This is a genomic window from Anaerotignum sp., assembly GCF_031981185.1.
In the GTDB taxonomy this organism is placed as follows: Bacteria; Bacillota; Clostridia; order Lachnospirales; family Anaerotignaceae; genus Chakrabartyella.
Window position 1 is genome coordinate 72907 of the sequence record NZ_DALYUL010000001.1, and the last position, 22150, is coordinate 95056.

A 22150-nucleotide genomic window follows, 5' to 3' on the forward strand; every position below is an offset into this window, starting at 1 on the left:
TGCGGGCATTCCTAAAAAATAGGCACTGATTGGAATGGTCATTGAAAATAGAATAGAACCCATAGAAATAAAGCCGGAAAAAGCAACACCCATAATTCCTATGGCTATGGTAATTACCCCAAGGTACGGAGAAAATACAAATGTTAAAGAAAGCACAACGCCAATAGTAGCAGCAATACCCTTTCCGCCTTTAAATTTCAGATAAAAGGGGAAGTCATGGCCTAAAATGGTTCCTGCGCCTGCATAGATTCCAGCCAGCAAACTGTCATCAGGAAATATCAGCCTGCAAAAGAAGAATGCCAAAACACCCTTTAAAATATCCCCAAGAAAAGTTGCCAACCCCGCGCGAAAACCCAGCACACGCAAGGCATTGGTTGTCCCTAAGTTTCCACTTCCTTTTTTTCGCAAATCTGTTTTTGTCAGCTTTCCAACAATAAAACCCATGGAAATGCAGCCAATAAAATAACCGATTAGCAAACTAATGAGTCTAAACATATCAATCCTTTGCCCCTTTTTCCCTCGCTATAAAATGAATTGGTGTGCCAACAAAGCCAAATGCATCTCTCAACTGATTTTCTATATATCTACGATAGGAGAAATGGAATAATTCCTTTTCATTCACAAAAATAACAAAGGTTGGCGGTTTCACCGAAACCTGGGTCATATAATAAAGCTTTAACTGACGTCCCTTATCCGCAGGAGGTTGCTGCATCGCCATTGCCTCAATCAATACCTCATTTAACACACCTGTGCTGATGCGCAGAGCATGATTCTCGTGTACCATTTGAATTAATTCAAGCATTTTGTTGATTCTCTGTCCGTTCAGGGCAGAAATAAATACTCTTGGCGCATAGGGCATATAGGCTAACTCATTGCCAATATCCTTTAGATATTGGTTCATAGTTTTATCATCTTTTTCAATGGAGTCCCACTTATTCACCGCAACAATGGCGGCCTTGCCTCTTTCGTGGGCAATTCCTGCAATTTTCGTATCCTGATCAGTAATACCTTCATTCGCATCGATGACCAAAATAGCTACGTCACAACGCTCCACCGCCGCAACGGCACGAATGATGCTGAAACGTTCAATCTCTTCTTTGATTTTGGCTTTACGACGCATGCCCGCTGTATCAATAAAGATGTATTTTTTCCCATCAATGGTAATGGGTGTATCAATGGCGTCTCTTGTTGTTCCTGGAATATTGCTTACAATCAAGCGATCTTCCCCAAGAATCTTGTTAATCAAAGAGGATTTCCCTACGTTAGGCTTGCCGATAATTGCAACACGGATAGCATCTTCTTCTTCTCCCAACGCTGAATCATCAGGGAAATGCTCCACAACTTGATCCAACATGTCTCCAAGACCTAATGCCTGTCCCGCAGAAATTGGCACGGGGTCACCAATGCCCAGCTCATAAAATTCATAAATATCCAAAGTGTCTCGTTTTATGCTGTCCACTTTGTTTACTGCCAATACCACGGGCTTCTTGGTGCGGCGCAGCAAATTTGCAACCTGACGGTCATCATCGGTTACGCCTGTTTTTACATCAGTGATAAATAAAACAACATCAGCAGTTTCAATGGCAATTTCCGCCTGCTGCAAAATCTGTTTTTGAATAATCTCTTCAGAACCGATTTCCATACCACCGGTATCTATTAAAGTAAATTTATAGTTCAGCCATTCCACATCCGCATAGATACGGTCACGGGTTACACCCGGTGTATCTTGCACAATGGAGATTCTTTCTCCTGCTAAGCGGTTAAACAATGTAGATTTCCCTACATTGGGACGGCCAACCACTGCTACGATTGGTCTACTCATAATGATTCCTCCATATTTCTCTCTATCGCAAATAAATTTGTTTTTTTGCATTAATTAGGTATAATCACCCCTAAAAGTCACCCTAGGATTATACCACAGTATTCTTTCCAAATACAATAGCACATCTTTTGTTTTCAGCCCTTCAGCTCCATAATACCCGCCATAACTCCCCTGTCGTCTCTCATCTTTCTGTGGGAATAAAAACGCTCTGTGTCACACATAGTACAAAGTCCTGCGATTTCGATGTTTTTCACACCCATATTCTTCAATAAACGGCGATTTGTTTCCCAAAGATCGATACGATATTTCCCCTCTTCCTTAGGGTCGTCAAAAATAATCTCATCTGCAAAAGCTATATTTTTTCGAAACAACTCCACCACAGGATCATCCACCTGAAAACAGCATTTCCCAATGGAAGGGCCAATTGCCGCAACCACATTTTTCGGTTCTGTTCCAAATGCATCCATCATTGCCTGTAAGGTATGCTCCGCCATACGGTTTCCGGTTCCCATCCAACCGCAATGTGCCATACCAATTGCTTTTTCTTTGGTATCCAATAAAAAAACAGGAACACAATCTGCCCCAAAAATTACAAGGGGTATATTGGGCTCGTTGGTAATCAATCCATCCACATCAAAATATTCCCGTTCCCGCAGTACGCCTTTACCTTTGTCTTTTGCTTCTATCCGTCGTACGTTCGTCGTATGGATTTGCTGGGAGGTTACGTAGTTTTCTTTGGAAAAACCCATCGCATCTCCTAGAATCTCATAATTTTTCAGCACCAACTCTTTGTCCTCGCCTCTGGTCAAGCCCATATTCATCGTAGAATAAAAGCCCTTGCTTACACCTCCATGGCGTGTGGTAAAACAATGCTTTACCATGTCAGTTTGATTCAGATTGTCAAAAACAACGACTTCCACTTCTCCCAATTTTTTTATTTTCATGTCCCACTCCTTATGCTATCCAAAACGCATTCTCTGTATAACGAAAAAACGTTTTTCCATTCTCCTCTAAGACTTCTGCAACATCAAAACGAAAATCACTATCTAAGGCATATTCTGCAATATATGCCTTTGCTGTGCGAATAATATGCTCCTGCTTACGTTGATTCACCGCCTCGCAAGGCTCTCCTTTTTTCCGTCCCGCCCTATATTTTACTTCGGTAAAGATGATGTATGTATCCTTTTTTGCAATAATATCAATTTCGCCCCCTTGGGTGCGATAATTTCTGGCCAAAATTTCATAACCTAAGCGACGCATCTCTTTGACTGCCATTTCCTCGCCAAATGCGCCCTTCGTCTGATTATCACCAGAGGTCACAAAATTTTTAACAAAGCTTTTTCGATGAATGGGACAAAGGCCATGAACACGAATGCCTGCAATATGCTCCGTTGAACCATATCCTTTGTTCGAGGCAAATCCATATCCAGGATATAACTCCTCATAGGTTTCCATCAATCTGTCACGATATACTTTAGCCACAATGCTTGCCGCACCAATGGATAGACTTTTTGCATCTCCTTTTATAATGCCCCTTTGAGGGATAAAAATTTCAGGAATTGTGACCGCATCTGCCAAAATAAACCTTGGTACAGGGTTTAATTGGGCAAGTGCCTCTCGCATTGCTTCATAAGTTGCCTGCAAAATATTGATTTCATCGATTTTTTCCCAAGAAACCACACCAATGCCATAAGAAACCGCCTTTTCTAAAATCTCTTCATAAAGGCTCTCTCTTTTTTTTGCTGAAAGTTTTTTAGAATCATCTACGCCCTCTATCGTACAGTTCTTAGGTAAAATAACCGCTGCCGCCACAACAGGCCCGGCCAGCGGACCCCGTCCAACCTCATCTACACCTGCAACCAAGTCATACCCTTGGGCATAGCAAGCCCTTTCATATTCCAACAGAGCATCCAATCTTAATTGCTCTTTTTCAAAGGCGGCTCTTCTTTTCAAGGCCGAAGCAACGGCCAATTGAACTCCCTTTCTCTCATCTGTTGCATATGTGCCTACGGCTTGGTCTAATTCTTCCAATGTGCATTGTTGTAGGTATTCTTTTATTTCTTTTATTGATTGCATCAACCGTCCCGCCTTTCCTGTAATCATTATACCATAAAATAGAACGGATGCGGTAAAGCCCCACGGGAAAAAATTATATGCATCATTATATGTGAGCGCGTTATCCTTCTTTTCCATTGGCAAAAAGAAAAACTTTTTAATATAAAATAGACATTGAATGAAAATCACTAGTACCAAGAAAAACTCTTGTATAGGAAAGATGAAAAAGAAAGAAATAATATTACCTACCACATTATTAATTTGTCTTTGAAAGTATACTGCATTGCACCCGAAACCAGTAAATACACAAAAAGAGGCGTCCACATAACATAAAAGAACACCCCTTTTGTACACTCATTTAAACCAAATGTGATAATTTAAAAGACAAGTTCTGTAACATTACTCATTTTATTTGACTGGAAAACATTGCTGTTTCAAATTGATGTCTTGTTCAGCAAGTTTAACTTAGAATGGTCTTAAACCTGATATATTGGAAAATCTGCTGCGATTGCCTCAAATTTTTAAAGACAAGTATTTTTTATTTCTGAAGAATGAAAACCTTACTCGACATTTTCTGTTTACGACTCTCCACGGGATATTCAGTCTTCTTCGTTTTTAATGGCCCAATGAATCATAAAGGCTAACGCCGCTCGCAGTATAATAATCCCGCCAATAATAAGAATTTCGGAGAAGTCATGGACAATAACCGTTCGTAAAATTTCGCCGCCAAGCTTGAACTCAAGGGCCATAGCCATCCCTTTGGAGAGATTTAGTCGGGTATGGGGATCTCTACGAATATAGTTATATATTCCCTTAGCGCCGGCTATAATCATGATTCCCACACCAACAAACTCAAACATTAAGATTGCTGACTCTGTAAGCATAATTAAAAATTCTCGAAAAAATATCATTGCAACAACTCCTTCAAAAAAATTTTCATTAGTGTATCATTATTTTCGTCAAAAATCCACTTTTTTCGTACACTTTTGAAAATTTTCTTTAAATTTCACAAAGATAATAAAAATATTTGACAATTTTAACAACTAAAATTAGCAATTTCACAAAAACAACAAGGTGATTTTTTCAAAATAGCGCCAATTTCAATTGACATAATAAATTTCATATTATATTCTCAAAAATCAGAACCTGTTACATAATTATCCTTGCATTAATCTACCATCTTTCTTTTGCACAAAAAAATCCCCCCGAAAAATGCTACCTAAGCATCCTTGGGGGGATTCTCTTATACGTCCATGATAATTGGTAAAATCATGGGGCTTCTTTTTGTTTTTTGCCAGAGGAAGTTTTTCAGCGTATCTTTAATGACACCCTTAATATAATTCCAGCTGGTAATATTCTTTTCTTCGCAATCCAGCAATGCTGCCAGCACCACTTTTTTTGCTTCATCCATCAGGTCCTCTGCCACTCGGACATATACAAAACCTCTGGAAATAATATCAGGTCCAGCGACAATTGTACCACTCTCTCGATCCATGGTGACAACTACCACCATCAAACCGTCCTGAGATAAGTGCTTTCTATCTCGCAATACAATGTTACCAACATCGCCAACACCAAGTCCATCAACCATAACACGTCCGGCAGGCACAGTACCATTAATCTTTGCCTCATTACGTGTTACTTCCAACACTTCACCCAATTTCATAATGAAGATGTTATTTTTATCTAAGCCCATGGAAAGAGCTAAATCCTTATGGCATGAAAGATGCATAAATTCACCATGCACTGGCATAAAGAACTTTGGTTTTGTTAACGCAAGCATCAACTTAAGCTCCTCTTGTCTTGCATGACCAGAAACGTGGATTTCTTCCATATCTCCATAAATTACATTTGCGCCCTTCTTTAACAGCTCATTTATAACACGGGTAACATTCTTTTCATTACCGGGTATCGCAGATGCACTAATGATAATTTTATCCTCAGGCTTCACGTTTACCTGCTTGTGCTCATTCATCGCAATTCTGGTGAGGGCAGACATGGTCTCTCCCTGACTGCCGGTGGTGATGATCACAAGCTGTTCATCTTTATAGTTTTTAATTTCGCCAATATCAATCAGCGTGCGAGGCGGTATGGACAGATAATCTAACTCGGAAGCAGTTTTCACTGCATTGACCATACTTCTGCCGATAATGGCAACCTTACGTCCATACATATACGCAGCGTTTACTACCTGCTGTATTCGATGGATGTTGGACGAGAACGTTGCAACCATGATACGGTTTTTGGGAGTATCCTCAAAAATTTTCTCAAAAACCTTGCCAACGCTCTTTTCAGACATGGTGAAGCCTTTTCTTTCCGCGTTGGTACTATCGCTCATCAAAAGAAGAACGCCTTCTTTTCCCAACTCACCAAAACGCTGAAGATCAATTATTTCCCCATCAATGGGTGTATAATCCACCTTGAAATCTCCCGTGTGCACTACCGTTCCAATTGGCGTATGAATCGCCAGGGCAACAGCGTCCGCAATGGAGTGATTGGTGTGGATAAATTCCACATTAAACAGACCCAAATTCACTCTTTCTCTGGGAACAACCGTATGCAAAACAGTTTTATCCAGCATTTTGTGTTCTCTTAGCTTGTTTTCCAACAGCCCTAATGTTAACAGTGTACCAAAAACTGGTACATTCAGCTGTTTGAGAATATAAGGTAATGCACCAATATGATCCTCGTGACCATGGGTCAGTACAATCCCTCTTACTTTGTCTATGTTTTTGATCAGATAAGTTACATCGGGGATAACCAAGTCAATTCCCAGCATATCATCCTCAGGGAATGCCAGACCGCAGTCAATGATCATAATATCATTACCATATTCAAGCATGGTCATATTTTTCCCGATTTCTTCTAACCCACCCAATGAGGCAATCTTAAGCTTTGCCTTGGGTTTTGGTTTTCTTCCTGCCAAAAAACACACCTCCTTTTTTTTACATTTTCCGTTTTCCTTATTTCATAATTATGCCGCAAAAAAGCGGAGTTTAAACCGCAAAAACAAAACCCTATACAAATAAAAATCATTTTATCTGTATTTTGGGTATACATAAAAAGGGCAGTCACCAGCATTTTTTGAAAGCATCTCTCGCACCACGCTTTCTTCCTAGAGGCTCTGCCAAATCCTATGTAGTTTGTTCTCTTTTCACGCACATGATGATTTGGCTATCAGCCTATCATCTATCGTAAACGCAAATTTCGTATGCGTCTTAGATCAAATTGTTATATATGCCATCTTAATCAGCATAATATTTCCTTCAAATGGGCTGCATCTCTTCTAAGCCCCTGTTCAAATGAAGGAGTTCCAAATTGAGTGCTCATATATTTATTGTATGTCTCTCATATATTAAAGTGAAAGAATCACGTTTGTTCTGTCTCAATAGGCATTACTTGTAAGCATACCTCTAAAAAGGAATGCCCCTAAAGTAATTTTTAAAAGCGTAGGATTTCAATATGATACTTCCCATAGTTGCCCTTCAACTTTGTTTCAAGAAAATCCTTATTGAAAAGCATCATTTTATCATATTAAAAGAGCTTTCACAAGGGATTGGTCAGAATATTCTGATTCCAATTGTTTCTATCCCCGCTTCACTCAACAAAACATCCTACTTTTTCTTTATCATACAAAATGACCTTAGTCAATTTCCACTTCGTAGTCATCGCCCTTTTGTGCAAATAAGTCTGCCACACGGTCGAATTCCGCATCATCCTCAACCATTTCATAGGTAACATCATCTGTATTAATTGAGGTTTCCTTCAATATCAAAGCTTCTGCTTCATCATCATCAATCAATTCCGTTTCAACAACCAGTAAATACCGCTCGCCACCGCAAGCCACATTATCAATAATAGAAAACTCAACTTCAGAACCATCTTCTGCAGTCATTGTCACGGTTTCAAACTCAAATTCATTTACTTCGTCAAAAATATCTGCCATATAAACAAGCTCCTTTATATTCCGTCCCGTCTGCCACAGGCTCATCCCCTGTTTCTGCTATCCAAATAGCCCTGGAGGATATGCACAGCGGCCATCTTATCAATCACACTTTTTCTCTTTTCATGGCTCAGTGCCGCCTCACGCAACGCTCGCTCAGCTGCAATGGTACTAAATCGTTCATCCCATAAAACAACTTCTATATTGGGAAAACGTCTCTCAATGCGCTCCGCAAAAGCCTTTGTTTTGATACAGCGCTCTCCTTCGGAATTATCTAGGTTTTTGGGGTAGCCCAATACAATCACCTCGGGCTGATACTCCTCTGCCAATTCTGACAAACGCTTTAAGCTCTTCTTATATTCGCCAGGGTTATCTCTACGGATAATTTCCACACCCTGTGCTGTCCATCCAAAAGGATCACTCACCGCAATCCCAATGGTTTTATCGCCATAATCCAATCCTAAAATTCGCAAATGGTTTCCTCTTTCTTATTCATTACGATTCATGTAGTCCTTTACCAACTCTTCCAGCAGTTCATCTCGCTCCAATTTACGAATCATTACACGGGCATTCATGTAGCTGGTGATATAAGTAGGATCTCCGGATAAAATATATCCGACAATCTGATTTACGGGGTTATATCCTTTTTCCTTCAAAGCCGTACTAACAGCGATGAGGATCTTTTTTGCTTCATTCTCAGGTTCTTTTTCTACTCTTCCAAAATATTGTGTTTCGTTGATATTACTCATACTTCTCACTCCCCACCACTTGATCCATTCGCTCTTCTTATTATCTTACTTCATCATAATATAAACCAAAGCGGATTGCAACTATATTATCTTTACAGAATAATTACAAAATTACCTCACCAAGAGCATTTTCTCCTTGCACTTGAACAATTTTTGTAAAAGCCAGCTGATTGGATAAGTCCACATCACTCTTTGTCAGCACCTTCATGTAATTTGAAGTATGCCCTTCATAAATGCCCGATTCCACAGGTCTTTCATACAGAACCTCCAGGGTTTTGTCAACATACTTATTTAAAAATTCCCCGCTCATTTTATCACTCAATGCAAGCAATTGATGGCTTCTTTCTGTTTTTATATTACTTGGAAGCTGATCTTTTCTTTCTGCTGCCGGCGTACCATTTTTGGGTGAATAGGGAAATACATGAATCTTTGCAAAGCCTATTTCCTCAGCAAATTCATAGGACGCTTTGAAATCTTCCTCTGTTTCACCAGGAAAACCCACAATGATGTCCGTGGTTAATGCCACATCAGGCAAATACTTTCTTAAAAGGGCTGCAGCCTCACGGTATCTTTGCGCATCATACTTACGGTTCATTTCCTTCAGGGTTCTGTCGCACCCACTTTGCAAGGATAGATGAAAGTGATGGCAAACCTTTGGCAGCTCTGCCATGGTTTTTGCAAATTCCTCCGTCACCACATTAGGCTCAATAGAGCTAAAACGAATACGGCGAATACCCTCAACTTCGTGAACTTGTCGTAAAATTTCCAGAAGGTTTGTATCAGTCCTATCCTTCCCATAGCTTGCCACATGAATTCCTGCCAAAACAATTTCTTGGAATCCATTTTCTTCCAAACGTTTCACCTCATCCACAATATCTTTGGGCTCACGACTGCGGATTGGCCCACGGGCATAGGGGATAATGCAATAGGAACAATATTGACTGCATCCATCCTGAATTTTTAAATATGCGCGGGTACGATTCGCCAGTTTTTGAATAGAAAGAGGTTCAAACACGCGCTCCTTCATAATATCAGTCACATAGTTCTCCACGCCGTTTTGAGGTTGATACTGTTCCACCATCTCCACAATCTGTCCACGGTCTTTGGTTCCAATCACCAAATTCACGCCCTCAACAGACATAATCTCCTTTGGTGCTGTCTGGGCATAGCATCCCACAACGGCAACTACAGCATGTTCATTCTGCCTTTTCACCTTACGTATCAATTGTCTGGATTTTTTATCTCCGAAATTGGTTACCGTGCAGGTATTAATGACATATACATCTGCTGCTTCATCAATTCCTACAATTTCATATCCCTTATCAGCAAACAGCTCAGCAATGGCTTCGCTTTCGTATTGGTTTACCTTGCACCCAAGGGCATAACTTGCTGCTTTTTTCATGGTTCTCTCCGTTCCTTCTCGGTCTCAAAGCCCAGTCAATTCTCGAATCGCTTTGACTACCCCGCCTTTATTGTTACTCCCCGCCTGAAAACGGGCGAATTTTTTCACACCGCTGGATGCACCTTCCATAGCATAGCTGTAATATGCCTGTTTTAGCATCTCAACATCATTATACTGATCCCCAAAAACCACGGTCTCTTCTGGGGTTATATTCCACATTTTTTGCAAGGCTGCAACAGCCGTTCCTTTTGTAACATTTCTTAACCCTGTGTCTAAACAAGCATCGCCAGAAATCACAAGATTTAAACTGTCATCCAGTTTTGGGCGCAATCTTTCGTAACAGTTTTCTGCGCTTTTTCCTCCATGAGAAATCATGGATACCTTAAAAATGTCATCCTTCACGTGAAATAAATCCTCCGCCAGCTTCATTTCATAATGAAATAAGGGTGATGACAAATAGTCCAAAAGCTCAGGGCTTCTGGTATAACTGCAATATTTTGCGCAAAGCAAAGGCTCAACATCATTGAGCTTAAAAATATTCTCCAAGCAATGGGTCACTTCCTGTTCTGCCATAGGCTCAACCACAAGTTCTTTTCCATCTTCTACCACAAAAGCACCATTCTCAGCGATTACAACAACATCCTTTATATGCTCATGAAAATGCTTTTTCAGGCTTGGGTACTGTCTGCCGCTAGCCACAACAAAACGGATCCCTTTTTCCTTTAGTATGGGCAAAATATTATAAATATCTGCATCAATATTTTTTTCATCATTGAGCAGAGTACCATCCATATCCGAAACAATTAATTTTATCATTTTATTCCCTCTTACACTTTACTTATTTTAAAAAAAATGGGAAGTATCTTTAATGCAATATTCACATCCTTGCCTGAAAGCCAAACTAAATATTTACGCAATTGGTCCCACTTCTGGCGTTTTAGCAAGACTTGTGAACAGATTTCTTCCATCTCTCCTAATTTTTCTATAATTTCATCTTTTTCATGCTTAGATAGGCCTTCCATAAACCCAATTTCTAATCGCAACTGTGTAAAATCAACATCCATGATGATGTCGTTTTGCTCCAGCCTCAGATAATATTCTAGTAGTCCTTCGTTTTTATAACCGTTTTGACGAAAGCCTTCCAGCCGTTCCAGCATTTTCTTTACATTTTCACGATATGCTTCCGCCTGCAATGCAGTTTTCTCGTAGGGCTGAATCACCCTGAGCTCATCACAAAAACCCTCTATGATATCTCCATAAGCACCCATCAAATAGCGGAATAAAACGGACATTTTCTCCTCATCATACGAGTAGGCATCCCAAGTTTCAAGACTGCGGTCAATATCTTCATCCAGCTTGCGACAAAAATCTTTTTCATTCATAAAGACCCCATCCTCTCCAGAACTATATCCACCCTCGTATTCTACTGTATCTTTGCAGTATATCATAAATTGAAACGTCTTTGCAAGGCTTCCCATAAAAGGAAAAGAGCCTTCCCCAAAGGAAAAACTCTCAAAGTCTTTTTCAAAGGGTGTCGACTTCATCGACACCCCGAAACGCTTTCTGTTTTCTTAAACTTCATCATCCTCAATAATTACAACCATACCGCCTAAACGTCTGTTTAGTTCACTTCTGGTAATTTTAATGATGTTAGGGGTAACGCCGTCTGCCTGGACTTCAATGAAATATGGCTCCTCATTGTCACAATCATTTTCATCCAGCCAACCGCCGAAGAAGGACAAAATTGAACGCATAATTTCAACGCTATGACCCCAATAATCCAGGTCAAGGAAAATCATGCGATTCTTCTCTCCGTTTTTAGAAAATTTACGACTTTTATAAACCATTGTAAAAAGCCGTCTTTCCTCGCCCTTGTAAGTGAAATAAACTGCCATTTCATTGCTTTCGCCGAAACGATTTTCATAGCGGTTTATTTTTGCACTGGGGTCGAAATATTTTAAAACAAACTGATAAAGCTGTTCCAGTTCTATTTCTTTTGTAATATATCCATGAGTTTTTGCTGTCATAGATGGCGCTCCTTTCTAGGCTCTCTCGTGTCAAAAAATAGTTTGTGTGCGAAATATCTCTTTATGATTGCATTATACAGTAACAAAACAGCTCTGACAAGAGCAATACCGCAGAATCATTAGAAAAAAATCAAGGTCATTTTTAGGCACTTTTTTATCCATATATTACAATAAAATACCAAATATATGGATGTGTATGACGTTTTTGTCCTCTATGTTTTTCCCCATGTTATTATATGCAAGTTTTATAATTTTTCTAATATTTTTTCCACCAGTTCGCTGCAGCGCTTTGCTGCCATAATACTAAATTTCTCAAAAGAGATTGTTGCTTCTTCCCCGGCACCATCAGAAATAGCACGAACAATTAAAAATGGGATGCGGTTTAACCAACATGCATGGGCAATAGCTGCCCCTTCCATCTCTGCACAAGTCCCTTGCACATTCTTACGAATGGTTGCTTTGCCTTCCTTTGTACAAATAAATTGATCACCACTGGCAATACGCCCTGTGATAACCCTGTAGCCATCGGCAATTTCTGCCGCTGACGCTTGCGCCAAACGAATCAGTTCTTCGTCTGCCTTAAAATAGCTTTCTGCCATACGAGGGATCATCCCAATCGGGTCTCCTAAAGCCGATGTGTCCATATCGTGCTGAACTGCATCGGTGGAAATCACGATATCACCGATTTTCAAATCTTCAACCAAAGCGCCTGCAACACCAAGCACCAGAATATAATCTACACCGAACAGGTCAATCATGGCTTGGGTACAAATAGCAGCATTCACCTTGCCGATTCCGCTTCTTACCAAAACGATATTATTCCCTTTATATCTGCCAATAAAAAAAGACAGGCCAACAACATTTTTTGTTGTAACAATTTCGATTTTCTCTTTCAAACAAAGAATTTCTTCCTCCATTGCCCCAATAATTCCAATGGTTTTCATTTTTGTCATCTCCACTCTGCGTAATGTTTGTTGGACGGTTACATCTTCGCCCAATTATCTGTATTTTAATCATAGCACAATACCCTGCTATTTTACAAGAGAACATATTTCTCCTTGTCCTCCATTGCAAAACTTTCTCATCTTTTGTATACTATTAGAAATGTTTATAAAAAGGAAGGATTCTATGCAACCGGTAATTGGCATTACTCCAGACTACGATAGCAGCATCTGTAGATATAAAATACACCAAGATTATATTACCGCCATTTCTTCTGCCGGCGGTCTCCCAATCTTATTGTTTCCCTATGCTGAAATTCCACCCTTTCTTGACGGAATTGTTTTCAGCGGCGGGGGTGACATTGATCCACTGCTGTTCCATGAGGAACCTTTGGCACAAAGTGGTAAAATTTCCCCACTGAGGGATCAATACGAAATTTCTCTGTGTAGAGAAGCCATGGAGAAAAACATTCCCATATTGGGGATTTGCCGTGGTATGCAAGTAATTAATATTGCCTTAGGAGGAACAATTTACCAGGATATTTCCGTTCAAACGGGCAGTAAACTAAAGCATAGTCAACAGGCACCCCGTGAATATGGAACCCACAGTATTCTCATTGAAAATGGCTCTCTGCTTTCTACCTTGCTGGGTAAGGAAAAGACTACGGTGAATTCCTTTCATCACCAGGCTGTGGCTCTTTTAGGTGAGGGATTGCGTGTTTCGGCCAAAAGTCCCGACGGCCTAATAGAGGCCATTGAGCATATTCAAAATCTATTTGTCTTAGGGTTACAGTGGCATCCCGAAGCAATGGCCACAGAAGAACAAAAGAAGCTTTTTTCTGCTTTTTTAACCGCAGCAGAAAAATTTAAGGAAACAGGAGGAAACAATGGGAAAAATTCAAGGAGTTCTTAGCTTTGAAGCTTTGATGGAGACCGCAGCCGACCTTGGTGTGAAAATTCTTGAAGTGGGAGGCACTTTACTCCTCTGCTGGATTATCATTCGCATCTCCAATCGTTTGGCACAAAAGTTCTTTCAAAAACAAACACAAAAACAACGTTTGTCAATGTCCGAGAGAAAGGCAAATACGTTGAATACAATCACTTCCAGTGTATTGAAATATGTCGTCTACTTTATTGGTTTGTTCACAATCTTGAAATTGTTGGGGGTAAACACAAGTTCCTTATTGGTCATTGCAAGTGCAGGTTCAGTGGCCATCGGCTTGGGTGCACAAAGTGTAGTTACTGATATGTTGGAGGGATTCTTCATTTTTTTTGAAGACCACTTTGCCGTTGGCGATTTTGTTACCATCCAAAATATCACAGGCACCGTAGAGAGTGTAACCCTGCGCTATACAACAATAAGGGATGCCCAAGGAAAAGTTCACATCATTCCCAATGGTTCCATTGGTATTGTAACAAATATGTCCAGTGAGTTTATCAATGCAATCGTAAATATAGGCGTAGGATATGGAGAGGATATTGACCATGTATTGTTGATCCTCCAGGATGAAATGGCTAAAACCTCAGATATGGAAAGCATTCTGGAAACACCGGTTATCCTCGGTGTAGTAGGCTTGGATGAATCCGCCGTGACCATTCGTGTAGTTGCAAAATGCATGGTAAAAACCAATTTTGCTGTGGAAGTAGAATTGCGCAGACGTATCAAAAACCGTTTTGATCGAGAGGGTATTGAAATCCCTTTCCCCCAACGTACCGTTCATATTGTAAAAGAAAAGGAGGAGGCATAAAATATGGTTTTTTCAGTTGGAGATATTGTACAGATGAAGAAAACCCACCCCTGCGGCTCCAGCCAGTGGGAAATTCTGCGTGTAGGCATTGATTTTCGTATTAAATGCTGTGGCTGTGGCCATATGGTTATGCTGCCCAGAGTAAAGTTTGAAAAAAACGTGAAAAAAGTTATTTCCGTAAACACAGAAGAGAAATAAACTTTGTAATAAAACAGAACGTAAAGCCTTTCCTAAAACATCCACCATCATCTATGTGGGGAGTTGTATTAGGGAAAGGCTTTTTTTACGAGGTTCCTACAGATTTCTTAATTAAATAGTACTATTTTCTAAAACAATTGATATTCCTAATTATTAATTGTAAAATCTTAGATATTATAGGCAAAACTTGGTATTTGGGTGATGAAATAAAGGTAAATTCATGAAGTTTTTTTCCTTTATCATTACAAACCTGAAAAACACAGGGTTTGTACATAAAATTGTGAACTTGAATTTTCAAATAGTAAGCCTTTAATACTGCTGAGAAGGTATTATAGACTATTTAAAAACACTTGAGGTGGGGGTAAACATTGAAAAGTTTAACGAAAGCTATATTTTTAATACTCGGGCTATATTTAGCTTGTGATGCATTAATCATGTCACTGGTAATTAGTTTTAATATCGGCGTACTTGCAACATTTATGGTTGGTGTTGTCTATTTTATTTATGGTTTTTATTATGAAAAGATTCAAATAGTTTCAAAAAGAGGAATTTTTAAGTGGATAAAAAATCTATTTTTAATAGGTAACACAATTATGGTTTCAGCCATTTTATTTATCGCTGCCTTTGCCCAAATGGACACAGTAACTTATAAAGAGGATGCTGTCATTGTCCTTGGTGCAGGATTAAATGGGGAAAAGATTACACTCCCCCTTTATTATAGACTGGAAAAAAGCATAGAGTACTTCAATAAAAATCCAAATGCAATGATAGTTGTATCCGGAGGACAAGGTCGTAACGAAACCATAACGGAAGCTCTTGCAATGGAAAGATACTTGCTTTCAAAAGGAGTTCCTGAAAACAAAATAATAAAAGAGGACAGCTCTACAAGTACCTACGAAAACTTTCTTTTTTCCAAAAAACTATTAGATAACCATTTTAAAAAAGAATACAAGACTGTTTTTATAACAAATAATTTTCATATATTTAGAGCAAATGAGATATCTAAAGTTGTAGGAAGCAATAGTAACTATATGCATGCAAAAATACAATGGTATATCGCTCCTGTGAACTATATACGGGAGATCTTGGCAATTACAAAATTTTTGTTATTAAGACAGTAACATCTATAAAGGATTGTCAACCTAATTCCAAATACATTTTAGGAGGTTTTATGAGAAAGAAAATTCCGATGAATGAAAAAGGTGCTAAATCCTTAATTCTTTTTATGTTATTGTTTATTGGGCTATATACAGCTTGGAATTTTGAGCATACTTTAACAACCTCTCTTTCGCCGGAAAAAAATTATAAATTGGCGATTAAATATGTTACACCTTTTTCATTTGGAGAGCATAAAATAAAGCTATTATATGGCCCACCTGCCCTTTTTTCTCTTAATAAAAAATCATTTACTACTCACCTAGATAATGATGGAATGGCCCTAAATGATTCAAATTATGAAATAGAATGGGTGGATGATAATATTGTTAAAATTCGTTTGATTGGTTTTAATCTAACCAATTCAGAAACATATATAATTAACTGTAGCACTGATGAAATTACAAAATTATTAGGATAATTTATATAGTACATATGAAAAAACTAGTTCAATTAATCTATCACAAGCAGCTTCCATTTTCATCAACAGCCCTTTTGCTAATTGGGGCATATAATAATTTGAATTGCTTTTACACAATAAATTTTACCGTATGCAACATTAAAAAATAACGTTGATGCGTTTCTTTGTTCGCACAGGCTAAAACTTACTACGGAGGGAACTATGAAAAAATTAAAAATAGTTTTGATCGGCGTTTTGATTGCAAGTATTGGCCTATTTTATTACTTCTCAATAAACTATCAACGGATAAAAGGATTTAATAGATTTCCTGAAAAAGACGTCCAAGCCTATGTCTATTCCATGGGTTGTCTAGGGGAAAAAGCAAACTACATCCAAATGGAACTGACTGATTATGAATCTCTATTACAGATAGCATCCAAAATTAAATATATGAATCCAGACATTGACCCACTTTCAATAGATTACATTCTTTACGGTGGCGGTGGGTACGAATTTGAAATTGTTTCTGAAAATGAAGTAACAACCTTCGGTATCAGCTGCAATGAATTAGAACCTAATATCCGCAGAGTTACTCTTTCTAGTGAGAGAATAGAACGGTCTATCTCTGCATATGTAAGCAAAGATGTTTATAAGGAATATGAACAACTGGCACAGAAATATATTAAAAATTCTGAAAGCGAATCATAATTCCTGTAAACCTATGCCCATGAAGTAACAAAAGAATTGTACTCGCCCTTATTTATTAAATATCCAGCCGTAACATTGCATACACTATAGTATAATAAAAATAAAAAATAAAAAGAGCCTTCTGTCTTAATATATAAGACACAGGTTCTTTTTTTAACTAAAAGCTGAATTTTTAGTGCCAATTCCATGGGCAAAAATCACCCCTAGTGAATCGAGGGTACAAAATCGGCAGAGAACGCTTTTTCCAAAAATCGAAAACCACATTCCCTGCCTAACATCTTTGTCTTATCAAATTAACAACAAATCACTACGCTGAAAACCACTCTTATATTTTATTTCTTTCTCATAGCGTTCAAAATTGCCAATACCGCCACACCAACATCAGCAAAAACTGCCATCCACATGGTTGCCATACCAACGGCACTTAAAATCAAAACCAATGCTTTGATGCCTAATGCAAAGGCAATGTTTTGCCTTACGATAACCCGCGTTTTTTTCGCAATACGAATACCTACAGACAGTTTCCCAATATCGTCATCCATTAGTACCACATCCGCCGCCTCAATGGCCGCATCGGAACCAATACCGCCCATGGCAACGCCCAAATCTGCGCCAGCTAATACAGGAGCATCATTAATTCCATCACCGACAAAGGCAACCTTTCCTTTTGTTTCTTTACTTTTAATCTCGTCTAAGATACGAACCTTATCCTCGGGCAATAATTCTGCATAAAACTGGTCAATCCCCAATTCTTGTGCCATTACCTGGGCATTTTCCTTCCTATCCCCTGTGAGCATCGTCATAGAGTGAATGCCCATGCTCCGCAAGGAATATAATGCTTCTTTACAATTATCCTTAAGGGTATCGGCTACCACGATATACCCCATATCGTTTCCATCTTTTGCAACATAAACCACTGAGCCAGCACCTTGGTAAGGCTGGAATGAAATCTTCTCTCTCTCCATTAATCGATGATTCCCCAATAAAACCTGTTCTCCATTTAAGCTGTAAGAGACACCAAAGCCTCCTAATTCCTTATAATCCACTGCCAAATCTGCAGAGATATCTTTTGTCTTTTTATATTCCTGAACAATTGCTTCTGCTATAGGGTGATTGCTATTGGCCTCACCCAAAGCTGCCAAATACATAAGTTCTTCTTTCTTTTCCCCTTCTATTTCTACTACGGAAAATTTACCTTTAGTCAATGTACCCGTCTTATCAAAAACTAGCTGTGACACATGACAAAGGGTATCCAAATCTCCCCCGCCTTTTACTAAAATACCATTCTTTGAGGATGCACCAATCCCAGCAAAATAGCTTAATGGTACTGAGAGTACCAGGGCACATGGGCAAGATACTACCAAGAAAATTAAAGCACGCCCAAACCACATTTGGAATTCACCAAAGCCTAAAACTGGAGGAAGCACCGCCAATGCCACAGCCAAACCTACTACAACTGGGGTATAAACTCTGGCAAAGCGTGTAATAAAACGTTCTGTTTTGGATTTTTTACCAGCGGCATTTTCAACCATCTCCAAAATTTTCATAACTGTTGAATCCTTAAATGGTCTTGTTACTTCCACCTTCAAGTTACCATCTAAATTAATGCATCCGCTTAAAACGTCACTACCCGGCTCTACGCCCCTAGGCAAAGCCTCTCCTGTCAGTGCCGCAGTGTCCAAATTGGCATGACCTTCCTTTACCCTACCATCTAAAGGAATTCTCTCTCCAGCCTTCACCAAAATAATATCCCCAATTTGCACTTCCTCGGGATGCACACGCTTCACGCCACTTTCTGTGATAACCTCCGCAGAATCCGGACGGATATCCAATAAAGCGGTGATAGATTTTCTGGATCTGCGTACTGCATAATCCTGAAAAGCCTCACCAATTTGATAAAACATCATAACAAATACCGCTTCCGGCATTTCTCCGATGGCAATAGCCCCCACAGTAGAAATGGACATCAAAAAGTTTTCATCAAAAACCTGCCCTCTTAAAATGTTTTTAGCGGCTCTTAATAAAACGTCATATCCAAAAATTCCGTAAGAAACCAAAAATAATGGTACAGTCCAATTGCTCTCTCTCAGGAAAACTGCTGCTAAAAACAAAATACCTCCTAGTCCAAAACGAATCAGGATTTTCTTTCCTTCACCCTCTTCTCCATGACCATGATCGTGACCATGGTCGTGGTCGTGACCGTGGTCATCTTTATTGTCATGACTGTGTTCATGTTCATGGGCACCTTCATGACAATGAGAACAGGAACAGCTGGCAGCCTTCATGTCAGTGTTATTTTCCGTAGCTACTACCACATCTGGTTCAAATTTATGTACTATTTTCTCAATTTTTTGCAAAACACCCTGTTCTTCAGTCCCCTCAGATAAAGAGACCTCCATGGTTTGCTTCACTAGGTTAATTTCCGCTTGACGGGTTTCACTGAGTGCGTTCACCGCTGTTTCAATCTTTCCTGCACAATTGGCACAGGTTAATCCTTTTAAATATACTTTCACACCAAAACACCTCCATAAATGTTCATATGATTATTTGTTCATATATAGTATTTTAAGATAGGCTGCCAAAATGTTATTTTAACAGCCTTATTCCTTTACTCAGTATATCCACGTTTATGTTGAATATGAGTCATACCTTGCTCTAAAATTGTTTGTACATGTTCATCATCCAAAGAATAGAACACCGTCTTTCCTTCTTTGCGGTATTTCACCAAAAGATTTTGACGCAATACCCGTAATTGATGGCTCACAGCAGATTGAGACATTGCTAAACATTCAGCCAACTCTCCAACATTTTTTTCTCCAACTAAAAGACTTTGCAATAATCTGATTCTTGTAACATCCCCAAAAACCTTAAAAAACTCCGCAACATCCCGTAAATAATCCTGCTCTATCTCATCAAGTACATGAATATCGCTAGGCGTAATGGAATCATGCTTCATAGAATCACCCCAATTCATTTGAACAATTGAATACTTATTCATATATTATCACGAGCAACTATTTCTGTCAACGCAAAATTTAATTTTCTTGAAATTCAATTAATTGGATAAAACCTCTTACTGCGTGAGGCAGCGTCACATTTTTCAGATGAACCATGCCAATATTGCGTTTTGGCAATGGCGGTGTGATAGGAATTTCATAAAGACGTTTTTCCTTTAACGCCTCCTCTGTAAACTCCTTAATAACATAGGTCAGTCCCAAATTAATTTGGGCAAAGCTAATTAGTAAATCGCTGCTGCCCAATTCCAAAATGGGATTTAAAATGACGCCGTTGTCCTCGGCATATCGGTCAATATACTTTCTGGAATTACTCAAATCCTCCAAAAGCAGCAACGGATAGCCAGGCAAATCCTTTAGTTCCAACCCAACCTCAGACAGACGCTTGTACCGTTCTCCGCCAACCAGAACATCATGAATTTCAATGCACGGTGTTATCTCCAAATCTCCATCATCATTAATGGGTAGATTGATAAAACAAACATCCACACTTCCGTTTTTTAATAAGCGTAAAGACTCATAGGTGGTTTTATTGGTAACTTTAATATTAATATCCGGATAAAGCTTGTGATACTTTTCCAAATAGGGGAGCAAAAAATTCGCAATGACTGTATCACTGGCACCAATTTTCAGCTCGCCCATCTCCATATTTACCATTTGAAAATATTTTTCCTCTGCGGCGTGAATTAGCCCCAAAGCCTGCTCAAGATAAGTATACAAAAGTTTGCCTTCCGCAGTGGGATATACACCTTTTGCCGTTCGAATCAAAAGAGGGCTTCCCATGCGATCCTCCAATTGACGTATTGCCATGCTCACCGCTGGTTGAGAAATATAGAGCTCTCTCGCAGCAGCAGACATATTCCCGCTACGCACTACAGCACAAAAAATACGGTACAAATCCAACGAAACATCAACCCTCATGCAAAACACCCCTTTCCTGATTTATTATACTTGAAACTGGTTGTACACTAAGAAAGCACCCTTATGAATAAGGTGAAGCAAAATACTTTTCCGTTGTCTCCTAAGCTTTCACACTCAAATATAAAACCGTCAACATTCTTTTAATGTTAGCCTTTTGCACAGTTGCAAACAAGATTCCCAGACTAGACAAAAAATTCTGGTTCAGCTCTTCTTTCGTAAAGCTCTTCCAATTCTTCCTTATGGTAGATAAATCCTCCATCATCAAAATACTTAGCGCCTGTGGGACATTTTTTTACACAAGCACAGCACTTCATGCAAATCCCAGGAATCAGAGAAAAGTCTTCCTTTGAAATAGCCCCCATAGGACAGACCTCTGCACAAATCCCGCAGTTACAGCAACTTTCATCGGTAACAGGCTTCACCTTACGAATATCGATTGCACCTTCATGCCTATCCCTAGGGGTGAAATAGGGGCGAATGGGAACTTCCCCTTTTACATAAGTCGGCTGACTATATACCCAACCCTGCTTTATTTTCTCCCCAATTTTTTCACCAAATTCTCTCAGCAAGGCAAGGTCTTTTTCATCAGGTCTGCCTGCACCAAGTTTGCGGGAAAAGGAGTGCTCACTAACAAATGCTCCCCCTGCTACCGTTTGAAATCCTCTCTCCTCCATGATATTGCGTAGTTCAATTAATGCATCATCATAATCTCTATTTCCAAAGGATACAACAGGAACCCCTATAGCACCTGTGCCCTTTATTTTTTCCTTTAGATAAGGCAGCAGAAGGTTAGGTACTCGTCCTGCAATGACAGGTGTTCCCAAAACCACCAAGTCGCCTTCTCCAAATACAACCTCATTTTCTCTGTCTTGAGGCAGCGTAAAATCATAAGTATCATACGCTGTATTGAGGGCTTTTGCCGTTGCTTGCGCAACACTAGTTGCTACCTTTTCCGTTCCCCCTGTAGGACTGAAAAACACTGCCCAAACCTTTTTGATTATCATCTTCTTGCAGGTGCCTCATTTGACACACCCTTCCTCCCTTCCTAAACCTCTTTTATTATGATA

The 22150-nt window shown here is 39.3% G+C and carries 24 protein-coding genes and 1 pseudogene; 6 read left to right on the top strand and 19 right to left on the bottom strand.

Translation table 11 applies throughout. From position 1 onward, the window contains the following. The 15 genes and pseudogenes from RTK36_RS00325 to RTK36_RS00390 form a co-directional block, all read right to left on the bottom strand. On the bottom strand, positions 1–495 hold a 495-nt coding region (locus tag RTK36_RS00325; protein WP_312043162.1), incomplete at its 3' end, for a glycerol-3-phosphate acyltransferase. Between the two features lies 1 nt (position 496). Continuing rightward, complete coding sequence (der, locus tag RTK36_RS00330) at positions 497–1822, bottom strand: ribosome biogenesis GTPase Der (protein ID WP_312043164.1); 1326 nt, start codon at positions 1820–1822, stop codon at positions 497–499. Between the two features lie 134 nt (positions 1823–1956). Then, positions 1957–2766 (bottom strand): peptidoglycan editing factor PgeF, encoded by an 810-nt coding sequence (gene pgeF / locus RTK36_RS00335; protein WP_312043166.1) that lies wholly within the window; start codon positions 2764–2766, stop codon positions 1957–1959. A 10-nt stretch (positions 2767–2776) separates the two neighbouring features. Then, positions 2777–3142, bottom strand: coding sequence for a YraN family protein (locus RTK36_RS16645; protein WP_442871327.1), 366 nt, complete (start codon positions 3140–3142; stop codon positions 2777–2779). Next, a pseudogene (locus RTK36_RS00340) lies at positions 3140–3898 on the bottom strand (ribonuclease HII); the annotation flags it as partial. The pseudogene RTK36_RS00340 and the gene RTK36_RS16645, both read right to left, overlap by 3 nt. Positions 3899–4476: 578 nt before the next feature. Beyond that, positions 4477–4788 carry a DUF1622 domain-containing protein gene (locus RTK36_RS00345; RefSeq protein ID WP_312043170.1) on the bottom strand — a complete coding sequence of 104 codons (312 nt, stop codon included), beginning with the start codon at positions 4786–4788 and terminating at the stop codon, positions 4477–4479. A 332-nt stretch (positions 4789–5120) separates the two neighbouring features. Beyond that, on the bottom strand, positions 5121–6803 hold the full coding sequence (locus RTK36_RS00350; RefSeq protein ID WP_312043172.1) for a ribonuclease J: 1683 nt from the start codon (positions 6801–6803) through the stop codon (positions 5121–5123). 717 nt (positions 6804–7520) lie between these two features. Then, complete coding sequence (locus RTK36_RS00355) at positions 7521–7823, bottom strand: DUF1292 domain-containing protein (RefSeq protein ID WP_312043174.1); 303 nt, start codon at positions 7821–7823, stop codon at positions 7521–7523. Between the two features lie 41 nt (positions 7824–7864). Then, complete coding sequence (gene ruvX, locus RTK36_RS00360) at positions 7865–8293, bottom strand: Holliday junction resolvase RuvX (protein WP_312043176.1); 429 nt, start codon at positions 8291–8293, stop codon at positions 7865–7867. A gap of 15 nt (positions 8294–8308) precedes the next feature. After that, positions 8309–8569, bottom strand: coding sequence for an IreB family regulatory phosphoprotein (locus RTK36_RS00365; RefSeq protein ID WP_066052659.1), 261 nt, complete (start codon positions 8567–8569; stop codon positions 8309–8311). A 103-nt stretch (positions 8570–8672) separates the two neighbouring features. Then, positions 8673–9971 (bottom strand): tRNA (N(6)-L-threonylcarbamoyladenosine(37)-C(2))-methylthiotransferase MtaB, encoded by a 1299-nt coding sequence (gene mtaB, locus RTK36_RS00370; protein WP_312043178.1) that lies wholly within the window; start codon positions 9969–9971, stop codon positions 8673–8675. A 24-nt stretch (positions 9972–9995) separates the two neighbouring features. Then, a complete protein-coding gene (locus RTK36_RS00375; RefSeq protein WP_312043180.1) occupies positions 9996–10787 on the bottom strand; it encodes an HAD family hydrolase in 792 nt (263 codons plus the stop codon). Positions 10788–10798: 11 nt separating this feature from the next. Continuing rightward, positions 10799–11515 carry a hypothetical protein gene (locus tag RTK36_RS00380; RefSeq protein ID WP_312043182.1) on the bottom strand — a complete coding sequence of 239 codons (717 nt, stop codon included), beginning with the start codon at positions 11513–11515 and terminating at the stop codon, positions 10799–10801. A gap of 27 nt (positions 11516–11542) precedes the next feature. Beyond that, positions 11543–11998, bottom strand: a complete 456-nt coding sequence (locus RTK36_RS00385) for a hypothetical protein (RefSeq protein ID WP_256149366.1) — start codon at positions 11996–11998, stop codon at positions 11543–11545. A 245-nt stretch (positions 11999–12243) separates the two neighbouring features. Continuing rightward, positions 12244–12942: a 5'-methylthioadenosine/adenosylhomocysteine nucleosidase gene (locus tag RTK36_RS00390; protein WP_312043184.1), complete on the bottom strand. Its 699-nt coding sequence runs from the start codon at positions 12940–12942 to the stop codon at positions 12244–12246. Positions 12943–13126: 184 nt separating this feature from the next. Between RTK36_RS00390 and RTK36_RS00395 the strand changes: the two genes are divergently transcribed. From RTK36_RS00395 to RTK36_RS00420, 6 genes are all read left to right on the top strand, one after another. After that, positions 13127–13852: a gamma-glutamyl-gamma-aminobutyrate hydrolase family protein gene (locus RTK36_RS00395; RefSeq protein WP_312043186.1), complete on the top strand. Its 726-nt coding sequence runs from the start codon at positions 13127–13129 to the stop codon at positions 13850–13852. Then, on the top strand, positions 13827–14687 hold the full coding sequence (locus tag RTK36_RS00400) for a mechanosensitive ion channel family protein (protein ID WP_312043187.1): 861 nt from the start codon (positions 13827–13829) through the stop codon (positions 14685–14687). Before RTK36_RS00395 ends, RTK36_RS00400 begins: the two co-directional genes overlap by 26 nt. 3 nt (positions 14688–14690) lie before the next feature. Beyond that, complete coding sequence (locus RTK36_RS00405) at positions 14691–14885, top strand: DUF951 domain-containing protein (protein ID WP_312043190.1); 195 nt, start codon at positions 14691–14693, stop codon at positions 14883–14885. 368 nt (positions 14886–15253) lie between these two features. Beyond that, positions 15254–16006 (top strand): YdcF family protein, encoded by a 753-nt coding sequence (locus RTK36_RS00410; protein WP_312043192.1) that lies wholly within the window; start codon positions 15254–15256, stop codon positions 16004–16006. Between the two features lie 50 nt (positions 16007–16056). Further along, positions 16057–16461: a hypothetical protein gene (locus RTK36_RS00415; protein ID WP_312043194.1), complete on the top strand. Its 405-nt coding sequence runs from the start codon at positions 16057–16059 to the stop codon at positions 16459–16461. A 201-nt stretch (positions 16462–16662) separates the two neighbouring features. Then, entirely contained in the window at positions 16663–17148 is a 486-nt protein-coding gene (locus tag RTK36_RS00420; RefSeq protein WP_312043196.1) for a hypothetical protein, read from the top strand. A 332-nt stretch (positions 17149–17480) separates the two neighbouring features. Here RTK36_RS00420 and RTK36_RS00425 read toward each other — a convergent pair whose 3' ends face one another. The 4 genes from RTK36_RS00425 to RTK36_RS00440 form a co-directional block, all read right to left on the bottom strand. Then, a complete protein-coding gene (locus tag RTK36_RS00425; RefSeq protein ID WP_312043198.1) occupies positions 17481–19661 on the bottom strand; it encodes a heavy metal translocating P-type ATPase in 2181 nt (726 codons plus the stop codon). Positions 19662–19756: 95 nt separating this feature from the next. Beyond that, positions 19757–20104, bottom strand: coding sequence for an ArsR/SmtB family transcription factor (locus RTK36_RS00430; RefSeq protein WP_312043200.1), 348 nt, complete (start codon positions 20102–20104; stop codon positions 19757–19759). Between the two features lie 79 nt (positions 20105–20183). Beyond that, on the bottom strand, positions 20184–21083 hold the full coding sequence (locus RTK36_RS00435) for a LysR family transcriptional regulator (protein ID WP_312043202.1): 900 nt from the start codon (positions 21081–21083) through the stop codon (positions 20184–20186). 182 nt (positions 21084–21265) lie between these two features. Further along, a complete protein-coding gene (locus RTK36_RS00440) occupies positions 21266–22087 on the bottom strand; it encodes a 4Fe-4S binding protein (protein WP_312043204.1) in 822 nt (273 codons plus the stop codon). Positions 22088–22150: the final 63 nt, after the last annotated feature.

What these genes read in the sequence shown, in the direction of transcription:
- RTK36_RS00345 (WP_312043170.1), bottom strand. Translation starts at nt 4,788, where the DNA reads ATGATATTTTTTCGAGAATTTTTAATTATGCTTACAGAGTCAGCAATC.
- RTK36_RS00375 (WP_312043180.1), bottom strand. Translation starts at nt 10,787, where the DNA reads ATGATAAAATTAATTGTTTCGGATATGGATGGTACTCTGCTCAATGAT.
- RTK36_RS00405 (WP_312043190.1), top strand. Translation starts at nt 14,691, where the DNA reads ATGGTTTTTTCAGTTGGAGATATTGTACAGATGAAGAAAACCCACCCC.
- RTK36_RS00355 (WP_312043174.1), bottom strand. Translation starts at nt 7,823, where the DNA reads ATGGCAGATATTTTTGACGAAGTAAATGAATTTGAGTTTGAAACCGTG.
- RTK36_RS00430 (WP_312043200.1), bottom strand. Translation starts at nt 20,104, where the DNA reads ATGAAGCATGATTCCATTACGCCTAGCGATATTCATGTACTTGATGAG.
- RTK36_RS00380 (WP_312043182.1), bottom strand. Translation starts at nt 11,515, where the DNA reads ATGAAGTCGACACCCTTTGAAAAAGACTTTGAGAGTTTTTCCTTTGGG.
- pgeF (WP_312043166.1), bottom strand. Translation starts at nt 2,766, where the DNA reads ATGAAAATAAAAAAATTGGGAGAAGTGGAAGTCGTTGTTTTTGACAAT.
- RTK36_RS00415 (WP_312043194.1), top strand. Translation starts at nt 16,057, where the DNA reads ATGAGAAAGAAAATTCCGATGAATGAAAAAGGTGCTAAATCCTTAATT.
- RTK36_RS00385 (WP_256149366.1), bottom strand. Translation starts at nt 11,998, where the DNA reads ATGACAGCAAAAACTCATGGATATATTACAAAAGAAATAGAACTGGAA.
- RTK36_RS00420 (WP_312043196.1), top strand. Translation starts at nt 16,663, where the DNA reads ATGAAAAAATTAAAAATAGTTTTGATCGGCGTTTTGATTGCAAGTATT.
- RTK36_RS00365 (WP_066052659.1), bottom strand. Translation starts at nt 8,569, where the DNA reads ATGAGTAATATCAACGAAACACAATATTTTGGAAGAGTAGAAAAAGAA.
- RTK36_RS00390 (WP_312043184.1), bottom strand. Translation starts at nt 12,942, where the DNA reads ATGAAAACCATTGGAATTATTGGGGCAATGGAGGAAGAAATTCTTTGT.
- RTK36_RS00395 (WP_312043186.1), top strand. Translation starts at nt 13,127, where the DNA reads ATGCAACCGGTAATTGGCATTACTCCAGACTACGATAGCAGCATCTGT.
- RTK36_RS00400 (WP_312043187.1), top strand. Translation starts at nt 13,827, where the DNA reads ATGGGAAAAATTCAAGGAGTTCTTAGCTTTGAAGCTTTGATGGAGACC.
- der (WP_312043164.1), bottom strand. Translation starts at nt 1,822, where the DNA reads ATGAGTAGACCAATCGTAGCAGTGGTTGGCCGTCCCAATGTAGGGAAA.
- RTK36_RS00440 (WP_312043204.1), bottom strand. Translation starts at nt 22,087, where the DNA reads ATGATAATCAAAAAGGTTTGGGCAGTGTTTTTCAGTCCTACAGGGGGA.
- RTK36_RS00435 (WP_312043202.1), bottom strand. Translation starts at nt 21,083, where the DNA reads ATGAGGGTTGATGTTTCGTTGGATTTGTACCGTATTTTTTGTGCTGTA.
- mtaB (WP_312043178.1), bottom strand. Translation starts at nt 9,971, where the DNA reads ATGAAAAAAGCAGCAAGTTATGCCCTTGGGTGCAAGGTAAACCAATAC.